A 15319-nucleotide genomic window follows, 5' to 3' on the forward strand; every position below is an offset into this window, starting at 1 on the left:
GGTGGGATCAGTGCTGGCAGACTAACCCTGTGACCAGTGCTTGGCCAGAGTCGGCGGGGCCGCTCCTTGCGGACGTCGTGGAGCGGCTGCGCGCGGCCGGCTGCGTCTTCGCCGAGGAAGAAGCCGCCCTCCTCCTCGAGGCCGCCGAGGACCCGGGGCGGCTCGAGGAGCTCGTCGCCCTGCGCGCTGCGGGGGAGCCGCTCGAGCACCTCGTGGGCTGGGCCGAGTTCGGCGGGCTCCGGATCGCCGTCGGCCCCGGCGTCTTCGTCCCGCGGCGCCGCTCCGAGCTGCTCGTCCGGCTCGCCGTGGCGGCCCTGGCGCACGACGGCGGCGGCCCGCCCGCCGTCGTCGTCGACCTCTGCTGCGGGTCGGCGGCGCTCGGGGCAGCGGTCGCCGCGGCGTGCGGGGGGCGCGGCTGGGCGTCCGGGCGGCTCGAGCTGCACGCCGCGGACCTCGACCCGGCCGCGACGGCCTACGCGCGCCGCAATCTCGCCCCGTGGGGCGGGCGCGTGCACACGGGCGACCTCTTCGCGGCGCTCCCCGGCACGCTGCGCGGCCGCGTCGACGTCATCGTCGCGAACGCCCCGTACGTCCCGACGGACGCGATCGCCCTCATGCCCCCGGAGGCCCGGGACCATGAGCCGCGTGCCTCCCTCGACGGCGGGGCCGACGGCCTCGCCCTGCACCGCCGGATCGCCGCCGAGGCCGGCGAGTGGCTCGCGCCCGGGGGCTCCCTCGTGATCGAGGTGGGCCGGCGGCAGGTGGCGCCTGCGCTCGGCCTGCTGGCGAAGGCCCGCCTCGCCGCGCACGCGGAGGAGGACGGGGACCTGGACGCCACGGCGATCGTCGCCGTCAGCGGTTGAGGATGTAGGTCCTCAGGTCATCGAGGGTCTGCTGCATGTGCGCGTCCATGGCCGCGCGGGCGGCCTCGGGGTCGCGGCGGCGCAGCGCCTCGCCCACGGCCACGTGCATCGCGATGGCGTGCTCCTGGATCTCGGGCACGGCCGAGGTCTCGGAGCGCCGCTCGGCGAGGACCCGGCTGAGCGGCTCGAACAGGACCGCGACGAACGGGTTCCCGGAGGCGTGCAGGATCACGTCGTGGAACGCGAGGTCCGCCTCGACGAACCGCTCGAGGTCCTGGGCCCGGCGCGCCTCGCGCATCTGGTCCACGAGGGCGTCCAGCGCTGCGAGGTCCTGATCCGAGATCCGCTCGGCGGCGAGCCCGCACGCGCCCGCCTCGAGCATCCGGCGCAGCTCGATGAGCTGCACGGCGGCATCGGAGGCGTCCGTGCCCTCGCTCGTCGCGCGGAGGACGGCGTGCAGTGAGCTCCACCTCTCGAGCGGGTTGACGAACGTGCCACGCCCGCGCTCGATCCGCAGGATGTTCTGTGCCGTGAGCGTCCGGATGGCCTCGCGCACGGTCATCCGGCTCACGTCGTACCGCGAGCTCAGCTCGAGCTCGCCGGGCACCACGGAGCCGGGGGGCAGCTCGCCGGCCACGATCCGGTCCAGCAGCCCGTCGGCCACCTCGCCCGCGAGGGATTTGCGCGCCACGGGGTCCCTTTCTCGCGTCTGCGGATTCACGGGGCGCCTTGCGCCGCCGCGGAGTGTGTGCCACTCTAACACCCGACGTTAGATGTCAGACATCTGACAGACGGTCCCAGGCCCCCGCACAAGGAAGTGTTCGCCATGCTCCTCGAAGCCGATGCCCTCGCCGCCTACCCCGCCGAGCGGGAGATCGCCGCCAGCGAGGTCGCCGACGCCGTGGCCCGTTCGGGCCGCGTCCTCGTGGTCCTCGACGATGACCCGACGGGCACGCAGTCGGTGGCGGACCTGCCCGTGCTGACCCGCTGGGACGTCGAGGACTTCCGCTGGGCCTTCGCGGTGCGCGTCCGAGGCGCCCGCCCCGCGGCTGTCTACGTCCTCACCAACACGCGCAGCCTCGGTCCCGCCGAGGCTGCCGAGCGCAACCGCCAGGTCGTCGCGGCCGCGAGCGAGGCGGCCGGCGAGGCGGGCATCCCGCTCGCCTTCGTCAGCCGCAGCGACTCGACCCTCCGGGGGCACTTCCCGCTCGAGACGGACGTGCTCGCCGAGACCATCGCCGCCCAGGGCGGGGCTGCAGTGGACGGCGTCGTGATGGTCCCCGCGTTCCCCGACGCCGGGCGCGTCACGATCGGCGGCGAGCACTACGTCCGCAGCGGCGAGGGCGCGCTCACCCCCGTCAGCGACACCGAGTTCGCGCGGGACGCCACGTTCGGCTTCTCCACCTCCTACCTCCCCGCCTACGTCGAGGAGAAGACCGGCGGCCGCGTGGCCGCAGACGAGGTGATCGTGCTCGACCTGGGGACCATCCGCGCGGAGGCAGGGGCCATCGCCGACGCGATCGCCCGCGCCCAGCACGGGACCCCCATCGTCGCCGACATCACCGGCGAGAACGACCTGCGCGCCCTCGCCCTGGGCCTCGACGAGGCCGAGCGCCGGGGCGCCTCGCTCCTGTACCGCGTGGGCCCCCCGTTCGTGCGCGGACGGATCGGCCAGGAGGTCCGCGCGCCCCTGACCGCGCAGGACGTGTACGGGGACCTGGCATCGGGCGGCCGGCGAGAGGACCTCGCTGCGGGCGGCCTCATCGTGGTCGGCTCCCACGTGGGCCTCACGACCCGCCAGCTCGACCGGCTCACGGCGCAGCACTCCTCCGCGCGGACCGTCGAGCTCGACGTCAACGAGCTGCTCGCGCCCGGCAGGGCCGAAGGCCACCTCGAGGCGACCGTCGACGCCGTCGTCCGTGCCCTCGCCGACGGCGACGTCATCCTCCACACCTCCCGCGCGCTCGTGAAGGCCGACGACCCCGCGCGGAGCCTCGAGATCGCCCGCACGGTGAGTGCCGCCGTCGTCAGCGTGGTCAACCGCGTGCTCAGGGCGGCGCCCCCGCGGTTCGTCATCGCCAAGGGCGGCATCACCTCCTCCGACGTGGCCGCGCACGGTCTCGAGATCCGCCGCGCCATGGTGCGCGGACCCATGCTCCCGGGCATCGTCTCCCTGTGGGAGCCGGTCGACGGCCCGGCCCGCGGCATCCCGTACATCGTCTTCGCCGGCAACGTGGGCGACGACGAGTCCCTCGCCCAGGTCACCAAGACCCTCAGCGCCACCTTCTGACAGCTTCCGTCCACAGGAGAACACCCATGACTGACACGTCTGCGGCCACGACCGTCGCCGTCCTCGGCCTCGGCGCCATGGGCCTGCCCATGGCCACCCGTCTGGCCGCTGGCCTCACGGTCCACGGCTTCGACATCGCCCAGCCCCGCCTCGACCTCGCCGCCGCGGCCGGCATCCGCACCTTCGGCTCCGCCCGGGAAGCGGTCCAGGGCGCCGACGCGCTCCTGCTCGCCGTCCGCAACGGCGAGCAGCTCGACGCGGTCCTCTTCGGCGAGGACGGCGTCGCCGCCGCGCTGGCCCCGGGCGCCGTCGTGATCCTCACGAGCACGGTCGGGACCGACGCGATCCCCGGTACGGCCGCGCGCCTCGCCGAGCTCGGCGTCGGCCTCGTCGACGCCCCGCTCTCCGGCGGCCCGGTCCGCGCCGGCGAGGGCGACCTCCTCATCGTGGTGGGAGCCGCGCCGTCCGACCTCGAGAAGGCCCGGCCCGTCCTCGGGCTCCTCGCCTCCACCCTGACCGTGGTGGGCGACCGGCCCGGCGACGGCCAGGCTCTCAAGACCGTGAACCAGCTCCTGTGCGGCGTGCACATCGCCGCCGCGGCCGAGGCGCTCGCCCTCGCCGATGCACTCGGCCTCGACCCGGCGAAGACGCTCGAGGCCCTCGGCGCCGGCGCCGCGGGATCGTTCATGCTCTCCAACCGCGGCCCCCGCATGCTCGAGGCCTACACCGAGGAGGGCGCCGAGGTCCTCTCGCGCCTGGACATCTTCGTCAAGGACATGGGGATCGTCGGCAAGGCCGCCCGCTCCGTGGGCCTCCCGGCTCCCGTCGCCGCTGCCGCCGAGCAGCTCTACCTGCTCGGCGCGGCCCACGGCCTCGCGGCGGCGGACGACTCGGCCGTCATCAAGGTCGTCGCCCCCGCCCCGCGGACCGCCTGAGCAGCAGACTGAGCCGGGTCGGTAGGCTGGGCGCATGACGACGGCGCTCATCACCGGCGCGAGCAGCGGCCTCGGGGCCGAGTTCGCGCGACAGCTCGCAGCCCAGGGGCACGATCTCGTCCTCGTGGCGCGTGGCCAGGACCGCCTGGACGCCCTGGCGAAGGAGCTCGGCAGCCGTCACGGAGTCGCGACCGAGGTTCTGGCCGCTGACCTCACCGACCCCGTGGACCTCGGCACGGTGACCACGCGGCTCGCCGACCCGTCGAGGCCTATCGGGATCCTCGTCAACAACGCCGGCCTGGGGCTCCTCCACGACTTCCACCACACCCCGGTCGAGGAGGAGGTCCACCACCTCCGGCTCCACGTCGAGGCCGCGCTGAAGACCACCCGGGCCGTGCTCCCGGGCATGCTCGCGCGGGGGGAGGGCCGCATCGTCAACGTGGCGAGCGTCGCGGCCTTCCTGCCGAGGGGGACCTATTCGGCGGCCAAGGCGTGGCTGCTCGCCTTCAGCCGGTGGGCCAACGTGCACTATCGGCGCTCCGGGGTGCTCGTCACCGCGCTGTGCCCGGGGTTTGTGCGCACGGAGTTCCATGCCCGCATGGGCATGGAGACGCGGTGGATCCCCGGCTGGGCATGGCTCCGCGCCGAGCGGGTGGTCCGAGACGGGCTCCGCGACAACCTGGCCGGCCGCTCCGTGTCCGTCCCGTCGCTGCGGTACAAGGCCGTCCGCGCGGCCGCGGCCGTGCTGCCCGACCGCGTCCTCGGCGGCCCGGCGCGGCGCCCCAAGCGCTAGGCCGCGCCGGTCTGCCGGCGGCCGCGCGTCAGAAGGGGGGCGGTTCTTCCGGACGCTGTTCCGGCGGCGGTCTATGCCCAGGTTCGGGCGGTAGGGGTGGTCCGGACGGCTGGGACAGTTCGCCGGGCCGAACCGGAAGATCCGCGCTCCGTGGACCCAGGATGTGATCGCGGTCCGAGGGTTCCGAGGGATGGCCGAAGCCGAGGAGCGTCGTCCACACGAGGTCGCCGGATGCCCGGCGTCCGAGCGTGAACAGCGCGAGCGACTTGAGCGCGTGGTGCTTGGGGCACAGAAGAGCAAGGTTGTCGGCATCGGTGCTGCCCCCGTCCTGCCACTCGACCGTGTGGTCGATCTCCGCGCGGCGCGCGGCGCGCATGCATCCTGGGACGCGGCATGCTCCGTCCCTATAGCGGATGAAGCGTCTGAGGGAATCCGGCGGCCGGTACGCTGTCCTGCCGAGCTTCACGGGCACCCCTTCGCTGTCGGTCCAAAGGCGCTGCCACGTCGGCGCCGCGGCCGCCAGCCCTCGGGCGGTGTGCGCGTCGACGACGCCGTAGCCTTCGAGCTCGGCCGCATCATCCGAAGCGCCGAGGAGCACTGCGGCGGGGATATGGACCACGATCTCTGGCCGCAGGAGGTCCGCGAGGCCCTCCGGTGAGGGCACCGCCACGGGTGACGGGCCGGCGCCGTGCGTCGCAAGGGCTGGCCTTTCGGTCGTGCCACCCGCTTCGAGCAGGGCCCGGGCGAACGCGTCGGCGCGAAGCTGCGGCGTGGTGCGGTACTCGCCCTCGGCCTTGTGGGCGCTGTTCGCGATGACGTCGATCCGGTGGAAGGCGGCCATGCCGATCTCGGCCGGCAGGAGGGCGGTCAGCGTGCACATGCCGTCGTCCTCCGAGCGCAGCCAGACTCCGCGATCGGTCTCCGCATGGGTGCGGCGTCGAGTGATGGACTCGGGGTGCAGTCGCTCCCGCAGGGCCAGCACGTTGCGGCGAAGCTCGCTCGGCGTGCGCCGATGGCCCTTGCGGGTGCGAAGGCGCCCTAGCGCCTCGATGCCGAACAGCTCGGCCGCAGTCTGGGGCAGAGTCGACGCCTGCTCGACGATGATCCGGGCGTGCGCCTCCGTGAGGTCCCCGGAGAGGAGCGCCTCGTGCACCGCGGGATGACGGCCCACGAGGGCCTGGGAGAAGTTCACTGTACGCGCAGCAGCCGCCTCGGAGGTTCCTTGGAGGAGGGCAACCTCGGACACCGCAACAGCGTGGGCGATGTCCCCGTTGAGCCTGGCGGGCTGGCCGTCCCGGCCTTCGAGCGGCTCCTCGGAGATGAGCTGCGCACACCGGTCCACGAGGAACGCCCGCATCGCGGCGCTGTACGCGTCGAAGTCCGCGAACGCCTCGAGCGCTTCCGCCACTCCTCGAGCCGTGTCCAGTGCGGTGGGGTCCAGGGCCAGCAGGCCCCCGAGCACCGCCGGGCGACGCGAGGTGAACGAGAGTTCGTCCGGCACCGCCACTGAATATGCTGTGATCCCCACGCACGCCACCCCCTCCCGCTCTATTCTATCCGAAAATGTATTCGATAGATAGACTGCAGGAGAGAAGATGTATACGTCGAACGGATCTGCCTACTTGGGCGGAAGCTCCATGACCCGCACCGGCGACCCCGCGGCCCACGCCTCGATGTCCTCCACAGCATCACGGTAGAAGACCTCGTACTGCTCGCGCGTGACATAGCCGATGTGCGGGGTGAGGAAGGTCCGCGGCGCCGTCCGCAGCGGGTGATCGGCCGGCAGGGGCTCGACGTCGTACACGTCGAGGGCCGCGCCGCCGATCCGGCCCGCCTCGAGGGCCTCCACGAGCGCAGCCTCGTCCACGATCGGCCCGCGCGAGCTGTTCACGAGCAGGGCATCCGGCTTCATGAGTGCGAGCTCCGCGGCACCCACGAGACCCCGCGTCCGCTTCGACAGGACCAGATGGATCGAGAGGATGTCCGCCTCGGCGAAGAGCTCGTCCTTCCCGACCCGGCGCACGCCGACCTCCGCCGCGTGCTCGTCGGTGAGGTTCTGGCTCCACGCGATGACGTCCATCCCGAATGCGAGGCCCACGCGCGCCACCCGGCTGCCGAGGTTGCCCAGGCCCAGCAGGCCCAGCCGCGCACCTTCGAGGCCCCGGCCCACGGTGGTCTGCCAGCCGCCGTCGCCCGTCCAGCCCGATCCGCCCGAGCCGAGTTCGGCGTCGAGCCGGCGCACGGCCGCGTGGATGAGCGCCCACGTGTGCTCGGCGGCGGGGGAGGGGAGATAGCCGGTGCCGCAGACTGGGATGCCGCGGGCGGCCGTCGCCTTGAGGTCGATCGACGCGTTGCGCCGGCCCGTCGAGACGATGAACTTCACGTTCGGCAGCCGCTCGAGCCGCGCCGCCGTCAGGGGCGTGCGCTCGCGCATGGCCACGAGCACGTCGAAGGGGGCGAGCGCGGCGGCCACGGCGCCGTCGTCGTGCCCCAGGTGCTCGCGGAACACGGTGACCTCGGCGCCCGCGTCCTCGAGCCGGGCGAACCCGCCCATCTCCCGGGCCACGCCTTGGTAGTCGTCGAGGACCGCGATCTTCAGTCCCTGGATGCCTGTGAGGGAAGCCATGCGCCCAGCCTAGTTCCGTCCAGCCGGATTCAGGCGCGTGCGGAATGGCCCTGCCGGGTTCGCGGCGGCGCGGCTACCCTCGACGCATGGCAGACTCGATCCGCTCCCCCCGCCCCGCCCGGAATGCCGGCCCGCGCGCCCGGGACCAGGGCGCCCCACGCCTCGAACCGCTGCTCCTCGAGGGACTCGAGCCCGGTCTCGCGGGCGACCCGGAGGCCGGGCACCGCACGGAGGGGCTCGCCTTCGACGGCGCGGACTTCACGGGCCGCGAGCTCGGCGCCGCCACCTTCTCGGAGTGCGCCTTCCGTGACGTCACGGCGCACGACGCCGACCTCCGCTCGGTCTCCTTCCTCGACTGCCGCTTCGAGCGGCTCAACGCCCCCAGCCTGCCGGCACCGCGGAGCCGCTGGCGGGGCGTCGAGATCGAGGCCTCCAGGATCGGCTCCGCGGAGCTGTACGACGCCGAGCTGAACGGCGTCCTCGTGCGCGGCTGCAAGCTCGGCTACGTCAACCTGCGCGGCGCCCGGCTGCGCGACGTGAAGTTCGAGGACTGCGCGATCGAGGAGCTCGATCTCGGCCACGCGTCGGCGATGCGCGTGGCCTTCGAGGGCACCCAGATCGATGCGCTCGACGCCAGGGGGCATCCTTCGAGCATGTGGACATGCGAGGAGCCCGCCTCTCCCGGGTGTCCGGGATCGACGGGCTCCGCGGGGCGACCGTGAGCGGCCTCCAGGCCGCCGAGCTCGCGGAGCTCATGGCAGCGCGGCTCGGGATCGCCGTCGAGGGCTGAGGGCCCTCAGTTCTTGACGGAGGCGGGAGCCATCGGGACCTCGGGCACCGGGCCGGAGATCGGGCCCGACGCGACCGGCGCCTCGCCGGACACCTGGGCCTCGAGCGCGGTGGCCTCCAGGTCCACACCGGCCTCCTGCGCGGCCTCGACGGCAGCCGGGTGGTCGAGCGGGAGCTGCAGCGCCACGCCGTCGTCCGCCAGCGCGACGGGGACCTCGGGGAGCGGCATGTGCTCGAGGTCGATGTGCGGGTTCTCCTCCTGGTGCGCGACCACCTCGCGCGCCTCGGCCTCGGTGTCAACGCTCGGCAGCGAGCCGGGCAGCGGGCGCTGCGAGGACTCGCGCAGGAACCAGATGGCCACCGCGCCGACCACCGAGGTGGCCATGAGGTAGTACGCCGGCATCATGTCGTTGCCGGTGGACTGGATGAGGGCGTCGATGATGAACGGCGTGGTCCCGCCGAAGATGGCCACGGCGAAGTTGTACGCGATGCCCATGGCGCCGTAGCGGCTCGCCGTGGGGAACTGCGCGGGCAGGGCCGAGGCGAGGTTGGCCACGTAGAACGTCACGGGGAACGCGATCAGTGCGAGGCCGGCGAGGGTCGCCGGGATGGAGCCCACGCCGATGAGCAGGAACGCGGGGATCGAGAGCACGATCGTGCTCACGGCGCCGATCCAGAGCACCGGGCGGCGGCCGATCTTGTCGGAGAGCTTGCCGGTGAGCGGGATGCACAGGCTCATGACCACGAGCACGGGGATCGTCAGGATCGTGCCGTGGAGCTCGTCGTAGCCCTTGGACTCTGTCAGGTAGGTCGGCATGTACGAGGTGAGCGCGTAGCCCACCGTGTTCGCCGCGGCGACGAGGACCATGGCCACGATGATCTGGCGCCAGTAGCTGCGCACGATCTGCAGGGGGCCCTTGGTTGCGATCTCGTCATGCGTGGCGAGCTCGCGGGTCATGTTCTCCTGGGCGTCGAGGGCCGCCTGGAAGGCGGGGCTCTCCTCGATGCGGAGGCGGAACCAGATCGCGATGGCGCCGAGCGGGCCGGCGATGAGGAACGGGATGCGCCAGCCGTACGCGACCATGGCGTCCTGGCCCAGGCTGAGCTGGAGGACGGAGACGATCGCGGCGCCGAGGGCGAATCCGATGTAGGAGCCCATGTCGAGGAAGCTCGCGAGGAAGCCGCGGCGCTTGTCCGCCGCGTACTCGCTCACGAACGTGGTGGCGCCGGCGTACTCGCCGCCGGTCGAGAAGCCCTGGATGAGCTTGATGGCGACGAGGAGGATCGCCGCCCAGATGCCGATCTGCGCGTAGCCGGGCAGGAGGCCGAGGGCGAACGTCGCGGACGCCATGGTGATCAGGGTCATCGCGAGCACGCGCTGGCGCCCGATCTTGTCGCCGAGCCAGCCGAAGAACACGCCGCCGGCCGGACGGGCGATGAACGTCGCTGCGAACGTCCCGAGGAGGAAGAGGGTCTGGACCGTGCGGTCGGCCTCGGGCAGGAACACAGGTCCCATGGTGGTGATGAGGTATCCGAAGACGCCCACGTCGAACCATTCCATCGTGTTGCCCACGATGGTCCCGCCGATGGCCCTCTTGAGCATCGGCTGGTCGACGACGTTGACGTCGTCGACCCTGAGCTTTCGTTTGCGGAACACCACGCGCCGGGGGCGCTGTGGCTCGGTCATCTGACGCTGGTCTCGTGACATGGCATTCAAGTTTAGTCCAGGGCCTTTCGATCTGAGAGTGAAAGGTTGATTTCGGGAGTGTCCTGGCTCACGCGCGCGCGTGGGGCCGCCCACGGGAGCCGTCTCCGCGCCAGGGTGCCCCGGGCCTTCAGCAGCCGCATGATTCCGGGGTTCTCCGCGCGGACGACGCCGTCCTGCCGCCGCACGCCTCCACCGCGCCGCAGTGTGGTGAACGTCACTGGCAGATGGTTATTGAGTTGTGACCTTTGATGAGGTAGGGGCATGTGTGAACGGTGTCCTTGCGCTCGGATATGTAAACATGCAAATATCTCAATATGTCGATCGTGGATGCTGTGCCCACGCCTGCCGCCGCCTGCTGTTCGCCCGTCTCCGGCAAGCCGCTCTCCCGCGCCGAGGCCGAGAGGATTGCGCCGGTGCTCAAGGCCCTGGGCGATTCGGTGCGCCTCCGGCTCATGTCCCTCATCGCCGCGCACGAGGGAGGGGAGGCCTGCGTGTGCGACCTCAATGAGAGTTTCGACCTCTCCCAGCCCACCATCAGCCGGCATCTGAAGATCCTCTACGATGCGGGGCTGCTCGAGCGCGAGAAGCGCGGAGTCTGGGTGTACTACCGGGCTCGGAATGAGGCGCTGGGAAGCCTCGCCGCCCTGCTGGCGGGCACCGGGAAGTGAGCCTGCCCCTGCGCCGCGCCGTTGCGGAGTTCGTGGGCACGGCCTTCCTGGTCGTGGCCGTGGTGGGTTCCGGGATCATGGCCTCGCGCCTCTCTCCGGCAGACCCGGGCCTGGCCCTGCTGGAGAACAGCCTCGCCACCGGCGCGGCCCTGGTCGCGCTGATCGTCGCGCTCCAGCCCATCTCGGCCTCCTTCAACCCTGTGGTGACGCTCGTCGAACGGGCCCTGGGCGTCATCGGGACGATGACGGCAGTCTCCTTGGTCGCGGCTCAGATCCTCGGAGGGCTCCTCGGGACAGTGCTCGCGAACCTGATGTTCGGCCTGGATGCCGTCTCGGCCTCTGGCCATGAACGCAACGGCCCCGGACTGTGGCTGGGCGAGGTCATCGCAACCCTCGGGCTCCTGCTGGTCGTCTTCGGCACGGTCCGCTCCGGCCGCGCCGACCGGGTCGCCTTCGCGGTCGGCGGCTACATTGCGGGGGCCTACTGGTTCACGAGCTCGACCAGCTTCGCCAACCCCGCCGTCACGATTGCCCGGACCCTCACCGACACGTTCGCCGGGATCGCCCCCGCCTCCGCACCCGGATTCATCCTCGCCCAGCTCGCCGGTGGCGCCCTCGGGTTCCTGCTGGTCCGTCTCCTCTACCCGTCCATCGCCACCCGTGCCGCCGCGGCGGCCGATCGAGAGGTCCTCCTGTGAACGACAAGCCCTCTGTCCTGTTCGTCTGCGTCCACAACGCCGGCCGGTCCCAGATGGCCGCGGCCTACCTCAACCACCTCTCCGCGGGCCGGATCGAGGTCCGCTCCGCCGGCTCCGCGCCCGCCGACACGGTCAACCCCGCCGCCGTCGAGGCGATGCTCGAGGAGGGCATCGACATCCGGGCGGAAAAGCCGAAGGTCCTCACGACCGAGGCAGTGAAGGACTCCGACGTGGTCATCACCATGGGCTGCGGGGACACCTGCCCGATCTTCCCCGGCAAGCGCTACGAGGACTGGGAGCTCGAGGATCCCGCCGGCAAGGGCGTCGGCTCCGTCCGCCCCATCCGCGACGAGATCAGGTCCCGAGTCGAGGCCCTCATTGCCGAGCTGCTCCCGGCCGGAGGGGCGCAGCGATGACCGCGATCCCCACCGACCACCCCGTCGCCGTCATCGGGGCCGGGCCCGTCGGCCTGGCCGCCGCGGCACACCTTCTCGAACGCGGCCTCGAGCCGCTCGTCCTCGAGGCCGGCCCCGCCGTCGGATCGGCCATGCGCGAGTGGGGCCACGTGCGGGTCTTCTCCACCTGGCGCTACAACCTCGACCCCGCCTCGGTGCGCCTGCTCGAGCGGCACGGCTGGGAGGCGCCCCGGCCCACGGCGCTCCCCTACGGTGCCCAGATCGTCGAGGACTACCTCGAGCCCCTCGCCGCCACGCCTGAGCTCGCCGGCCGCATCCGCACCGGCCACCGCGTCCTCGCGGTCGCGCGGCAGGACCGGGACAAGGGGAGCAGCCTCGGCCGTGACCAGGCGCCCTTCCTCCTGCGCGTCCAGCGTCCGGACGGGACGGTGGCCGAGGTCCTTGCCCGGGCCGTCGTCGACGCCTCCGGCACGTGGGAGCACCGCGCGCCGCTCGGATCCTCCGGCCTCCCGGCGCTCGGCGAGGAGGAGGCGACCGCGGCGGGGCTCGTCACGGCGCCGTTGGCCGACGTCGCCGCGGGGGGCTTCGCCGGGCGCCGGACCCTCGTGGTGGGCGGCGGCCATTCGGCCGCCAACAGCGTCCTCGCGCTCGCCCAGCTCGCGCGGACGCACCCCGGGACGCAAGTCGTGTGGGCCATCCGCGCTGCGACCCCCGCCCATGCGTACGGCGGCGGGAACGCCGACGAGCTGCCCGCACGCGGCCAGCTCGGCACGCGACTGCAGAGCATGGTCGGCTCCGGGGCCGTCGAGCTCCTCACCGGCTTCCGCACAGCACGGCTCGAGGTCATCGACGGGCGCCTGCGGGTCCACGCCGCCGATGGGCGCGCCCTCGAGGTCGACCGGCTCATCCCCGCCACCGGGTTCCGCCCCGACCTCACGATCCTGTCCGAGATCCGCCTCGACCTCGACACGGCGGTCGACGCACCGCGGCGCCTGGGCCCGCTGATCGACCCGGACTTCCACTCGTGTGGCACGGTCGAGCCCCATGGCGCAGAGGTGCTCGCCCACCCTGAGAACGACTTCTACATCGTCGGCATGAAGTCCTATGGCAGGGCCCCCACGTTCCTCATGGCCACAGGCTACGAGCAGGTCCGCTCGATCGCCGCCGCGCTCGCGGGCGACGACGCGGCCGCCGCCGCGGTCGAGCTCGAGCTGCCGGCAACAGGGGTGTGCTCGGGCGTCGGATCTGACGGCACCGCCGACGAGGCCGCTCTCGCCGGATCATGCTGCGGCGCGCCGGCCCCTGCTCCGGTCTCGATCGGCTTCCCGACGGGCCTGCGGCACGGCCGGTCCGCTGAGGGCGCCAGGCTCTGAACAGACAGGAGCGCGGCCGGTCCCCGAAGGGATCCGGCCGCGCTCCTGCGCCCGTTCAGGCGGGCAGGGGCCTGGGGGGCCTACTCGGCGTCGTGGTCCGTCTCGAGGACCGTCACGAGCTTGGCGAGGGCCTCGTCCGCCCCCGGGCCCTCCGCACGCAGCACAACCTGCTGGCCGTACTCGGCGCCCAGGCTCATCAGGGAGAGGATGCTCGAGGCGTCCATGGCCTCGTCAGCAGGCTCCCCGACCTTCGCGATCGTGACGTCGAGGCCGGCCTCGCCTGCGGCCTCGGCGAAGATGGCCGCCGGGCGGGCGTGCAGGCCCACGCGCGAGCCGATCGTTGCGGTGCGTTCTGCCATGTGGTGCTCCTTGTTCTTGGGGGGAGTCGGGCTGGTGGAGGAAGCGTACAGTGTCGGCGCGGCGGCCCGGTACCGGGGGCCTACAGGCCCAGCTCGTCCAGGATCGGCAGGCTGCCGCGCACGGCGTCGCGGGCGGCCTCGGCGGTCGGGGCGGCGAGGGCCTGGGCGGCGAGCCGCTGGGCCTCCTCGACGGTGATGGTGGCCAGGACCCGGTTGACGGCGGTCAGGGCGCGCGGCGACATCGACAGGGTCGTGACGCCCAGGCCCACGAGCACCGCGGCGAGGGCGGGGTCGGCCGCGGCCTCGCCGCAGACGCCCACGGGCTTGGCGGTGCCGGTGGCCGCGGAAGCCGCCGCGGCGCCGTCGCACGTTGCCTTGATGAGGTGCAGCACGGCCGGCTGCCACGGGTCGTTGAGGTGGGCGAGCGGGCCGAGCATGCGGTCCGCGGCCATCGCGTACTGCGTGAGGTCGTTCGTGCCGAGCGAGGCGAAGTCGGCGTTCTGGAGGATGTGCGAGGACGTGAGGGCCGCGGAGGGGACCTCGACCATGACGCCGGCCGTCTTGAGCCCGGCTTCCTTCGCCAGCTGGGTGAAGTGGGCGGCCTCGTCCGTCGTGGCGATCATCGGGGCCATGACCCAGATCTCGGCCTCGTTCTCCTGCGCCGCCTGCGCGATCGCGGCGAGCTGGCGGGCGAGGACGCCCGGGCTGGTCCAGTCGGTGCGGTACCCGCGCACGCCGAGGGCCGGGTTGGGCTCGTCCGCGTTGGTCAGGAACGGCAGGGGCTTGTCGGCGCCGGCGTCGAGGGTGCGGATCACGACCTTCTTGCCGGCGAACTCCCTGAACACCGCCGTGTAGGCGGCCACCTGCTCCTCGTGGGTGGGCTCGGTGTCCCGGTCGAGGAAGCAGAATTCGGTGCGCAGCAGGCCCACGCCCTCGGCGCCGGCAGCGGCGGCCTTGGCCGCGTCCTTGCCGGTGGCCACGTTGGCGAGCAGCGGAACGGCGTGCCCGTCGGCGAGCCGATTGTTTCCGGCGAACCCGGCGGCCAGGGCGGCCGCCTGGGTGGTCCAAGCGGCCGCCGCGTCCCGCTCGTGCTCCCCGGGCTCGGTCTGGACCGTGCCCGCGGCGCCGTCGACGTAGACCTCGGAGCCGTCCGCGATCGCCTCGACCCCGGGCGCCGCCACGACGGCCGGCAGGCCGAGGGCCCTGGCCAGGATCGCGGTGTGGGACTGCGGGCCGCCGCCGCTCGTGATGAGGGCGGTGACCTTGGCGGGGTCGAGGGTCGCGGTGTCCGCGGGGGCGAGGTCCTCGGCGGCGAGGACGAAAGGCTCATCCGACTCCGGGATGCCCGGGGCCGGGAGCCCCCGCAGCTCGGCGACGATCCGGGCGCGCACGTCGAGGACGTCGGTGGCCCGCTCGGCCATGTAGCCGCCGAGGGACTTGAGCTTGTCCGCGACCGCGGCGCCGGACTCCCACACCGCCCGCTCGGCCGAGCGGGACCCGCCGTCCGCGGACGGGTCGAGCAGTTTCACGGCGCCCTTGACCAGCATCGGGTCCGCCGCCATGAGGGCGGTCGCCTCGAGGACGCCCTTCGCGTCCCCCGAGGCAGACGCTGCGCGGGCCTTCAGCGCCGCCTGGACCGCCTTGGACGCCGAGCGGATCCGCTCGCCCTCCGCGGCAGCGTCCAGCCCGCCGGAGACGGGCCCCGCCGCGGGCTCTGCGACCGGTGCGGGCATCTGCCGCACCCGCCCGATCACACGCCCCGGGGTGACGCCGACACCGTGAAACTGCTCCATCATCAAGA

General features: G+C 72.9%; 15 protein-coding genes. 9 read left to right on the forward strand and 6 right to left on the reverse strand.

Annotated elements, in window-relative coordinates:
• The first annotated feature begins 29 nt into the window (after nucleotides 1-29).
• The gene (locus SA2016_RS01600) at nucleotides 30-863 is read left to right on the forward strand and encodes a putative protein N(5)-glutamine methyltransferase (protein ID WP_066494609.1); all 834 of its coding nucleotides are present in this window, start codon (nucleotides 30-32) and stop codon (nucleotides 861-863) included.
• Here SA2016_RS01600 and SA2016_RS01605 read toward each other — a convergent pair.
• The gene (locus SA2016_RS01605; protein WP_066494611.1) at nucleotides 853-1554 is read right to left on the reverse strand and encodes a FadR/GntR family transcriptional regulator; all 702 of its coding nucleotides are present in this window, start codon (nucleotides 1552-1554) and stop codon (nucleotides 853-855) included. The two genes, SA2016_RS01600 and SA2016_RS01605, sit on opposite strands and share 11 nt — an antisense overlap.
• Nucleotides 1555-1689: 135 nt before the next feature.
• On the opposite strand from SA2016_RS01605, the gene SA2016_RS01610 reads away from it, so the two are divergent.
• The 3 genes from SA2016_RS01610 to SA2016_RS01620 are packed head-to-tail and all read left to right on the forward strand — an operon-like array spanning nucleotide 1690 to nucleotide 4881.
• Complete coding sequence (locus tag SA2016_RS01610; RefSeq protein ID WP_066494613.1) at nucleotides 1690-3153, forward strand: four-carbon acid sugar kinase family protein; 1464 nt, start codon at nucleotides 1690-1692, stop codon at nucleotides 3151-3153.
• A 26-nt stretch (nucleotides 3154-3179) separates the two neighbouring features.
• Nucleotides 3180-4088 carry an NAD(P)-dependent oxidoreductase gene (locus tag SA2016_RS01615; protein WP_066494614.1) on the forward strand — a complete coding sequence of 303 codons (909 nt, stop codon included), beginning with the start codon at nucleotides 3180-3182 and terminating at the stop codon, nucleotides 4086-4088.
• Between the two features lie 34 nt (nucleotides 4089-4122).
• Nucleotides 4123-4881 carry an SDR family NAD(P)-dependent oxidoreductase gene (locus SA2016_RS01620; protein WP_066494615.1) on the forward strand — a complete coding sequence of 253 codons (759 nt, stop codon included), beginning with the start codon at nucleotides 4123-4125 and terminating at the stop codon, nucleotides 4879-4881.
• A 28-nt stretch (nucleotides 4882-4909) separates the two neighbouring features.
• On the opposite strand, the gene SA2016_RS01625 is transcribed toward SA2016_RS01620, so the two are convergent.
• Nucleotides 4910-6382 carry an HNH endonuclease signature motif containing protein gene (locus SA2016_RS01625; RefSeq protein ID WP_157089099.1) on the reverse strand — a complete coding sequence of 491 codons (1473 nt, stop codon included), beginning with the start codon at nucleotides 6380-6382 and terminating at the stop codon, nucleotides 4910-4912.
• A gap of 117 nt (nucleotides 6383-6499) precedes the next feature.
• Nucleotides 6500-7507: a D-2-hydroxyacid dehydrogenase family protein gene (locus SA2016_RS01630; RefSeq protein ID WP_229710691.1), complete on the reverse strand. Its 1008-nt coding sequence runs from the start codon at nucleotides 7505-7507 to the stop codon at nucleotides 6500-6502.
• An 86-nt stretch (nucleotides 7508-7593) separates the two neighbouring features.
• Here SA2016_RS01630 and SA2016_RS01635 point away from each other — a divergent pair, with 86 nt between their 5' ends.
• Complete coding sequence (locus tag SA2016_RS01635; RefSeq protein ID WP_066494619.1) at nucleotides 7594-8229, forward strand: pentapeptide repeat-containing protein; 636 nt, start codon at nucleotides 7594-7596, stop codon at nucleotides 8227-8229.
• 74 nt (nucleotides 8230-8303) lie between these two features.
• Here SA2016_RS01635 and SA2016_RS01640 read toward each other — a convergent pair whose 3' ends face one another.
• Nucleotides 8304-9983 (reverse strand): MFS transporter, encoded by a 1680-nt coding sequence (locus SA2016_RS01640; RefSeq protein WP_229710690.1) that lies wholly within the window; start codon nucleotides 9981-9983, stop codon nucleotides 8304-8306.
• A gap of 335 nt (nucleotides 9984-10318) precedes the next feature.
• Here SA2016_RS01640 and SA2016_RS01645 point away from each other — a divergent pair, with 335 nt between their 5' ends.
• From SA2016_RS01645 to SA2016_RS01660, 4 genes are read left to right on the forward strand one after another with little or no spacing between them, the layout of a single operon-like run.
• A complete protein-coding gene (locus SA2016_RS01645; protein WP_066494620.1) occupies nucleotides 10319-10672 on the forward strand; it encodes an ArsR/SmtB family transcription factor in 354 nt (117 codons plus the stop codon).
• The gene (locus tag SA2016_RS01650) at nucleotides 10669-11370 is read left to right on the forward strand and encodes an aquaporin (RefSeq protein ID WP_066494621.1); all 702 of its coding nucleotides are present in this window, start codon (nucleotides 10669-10671) and stop codon (nucleotides 11368-11370) included. The genes SA2016_RS01645 and SA2016_RS01650 overlap by 4 nt, the downstream gene beginning before the upstream one ends.
• A 53-nt stretch (nucleotides 11371-11423) precedes the next feature.
• Nucleotides 11424-11786, forward strand: coding sequence for an arsenate reductase ArsC (locus SA2016_RS01655; protein WP_084249697.1), 363 nt, complete (start codon nucleotides 11424-11426; stop codon nucleotides 11784-11786).
• Nucleotides 11783-13159 (forward strand): FAD-dependent oxidoreductase, encoded by a 1377-nt coding sequence (locus SA2016_RS01660; RefSeq protein WP_066494624.1) that lies wholly within the window; start codon nucleotides 11783-11785, stop codon nucleotides 13157-13159. Before SA2016_RS01655 ends, SA2016_RS01660 begins: the two co-directional genes overlap by 4 nt.
• Before the next feature lie 80 nt (nucleotides 13160-13239).
• Here the strand turns inward: SA2016_RS01660 and SA2016_RS01665 are convergent, their stop codons facing one another.
• Nucleotides 13240-13518, reverse strand: coding sequence for an HPr family phosphocarrier protein (locus SA2016_RS01665; protein WP_066494625.1), 279 nt, complete (start codon nucleotides 13516-13518; stop codon nucleotides 13240-13242).
• 80 nt (nucleotides 13519-13598) lie between these two features.
• The gene (gene ptsP / locus SA2016_RS01670; protein WP_066494627.1) at nucleotides 13599-15311 is read right to left on the reverse strand and encodes a phosphoenolpyruvate--protein phosphotransferase; all 1713 of its coding nucleotides are present in this window, start codon (nucleotides 15309-15311) and stop codon (nucleotides 13599-13601) included.
• Between the last annotated feature and the right edge of the window lie 8 nt (nucleotides 15312-15319).

Source organism: Sinomonas atrocyanea (assembly GCF_001577305.1).
Taxonomy (GTDB): domain Bacteria; phylum Actinomycetota; class Actinomycetes; order Actinomycetales; family Micrococcaceae; genus Sinomonas; species Sinomonas atrocyanea.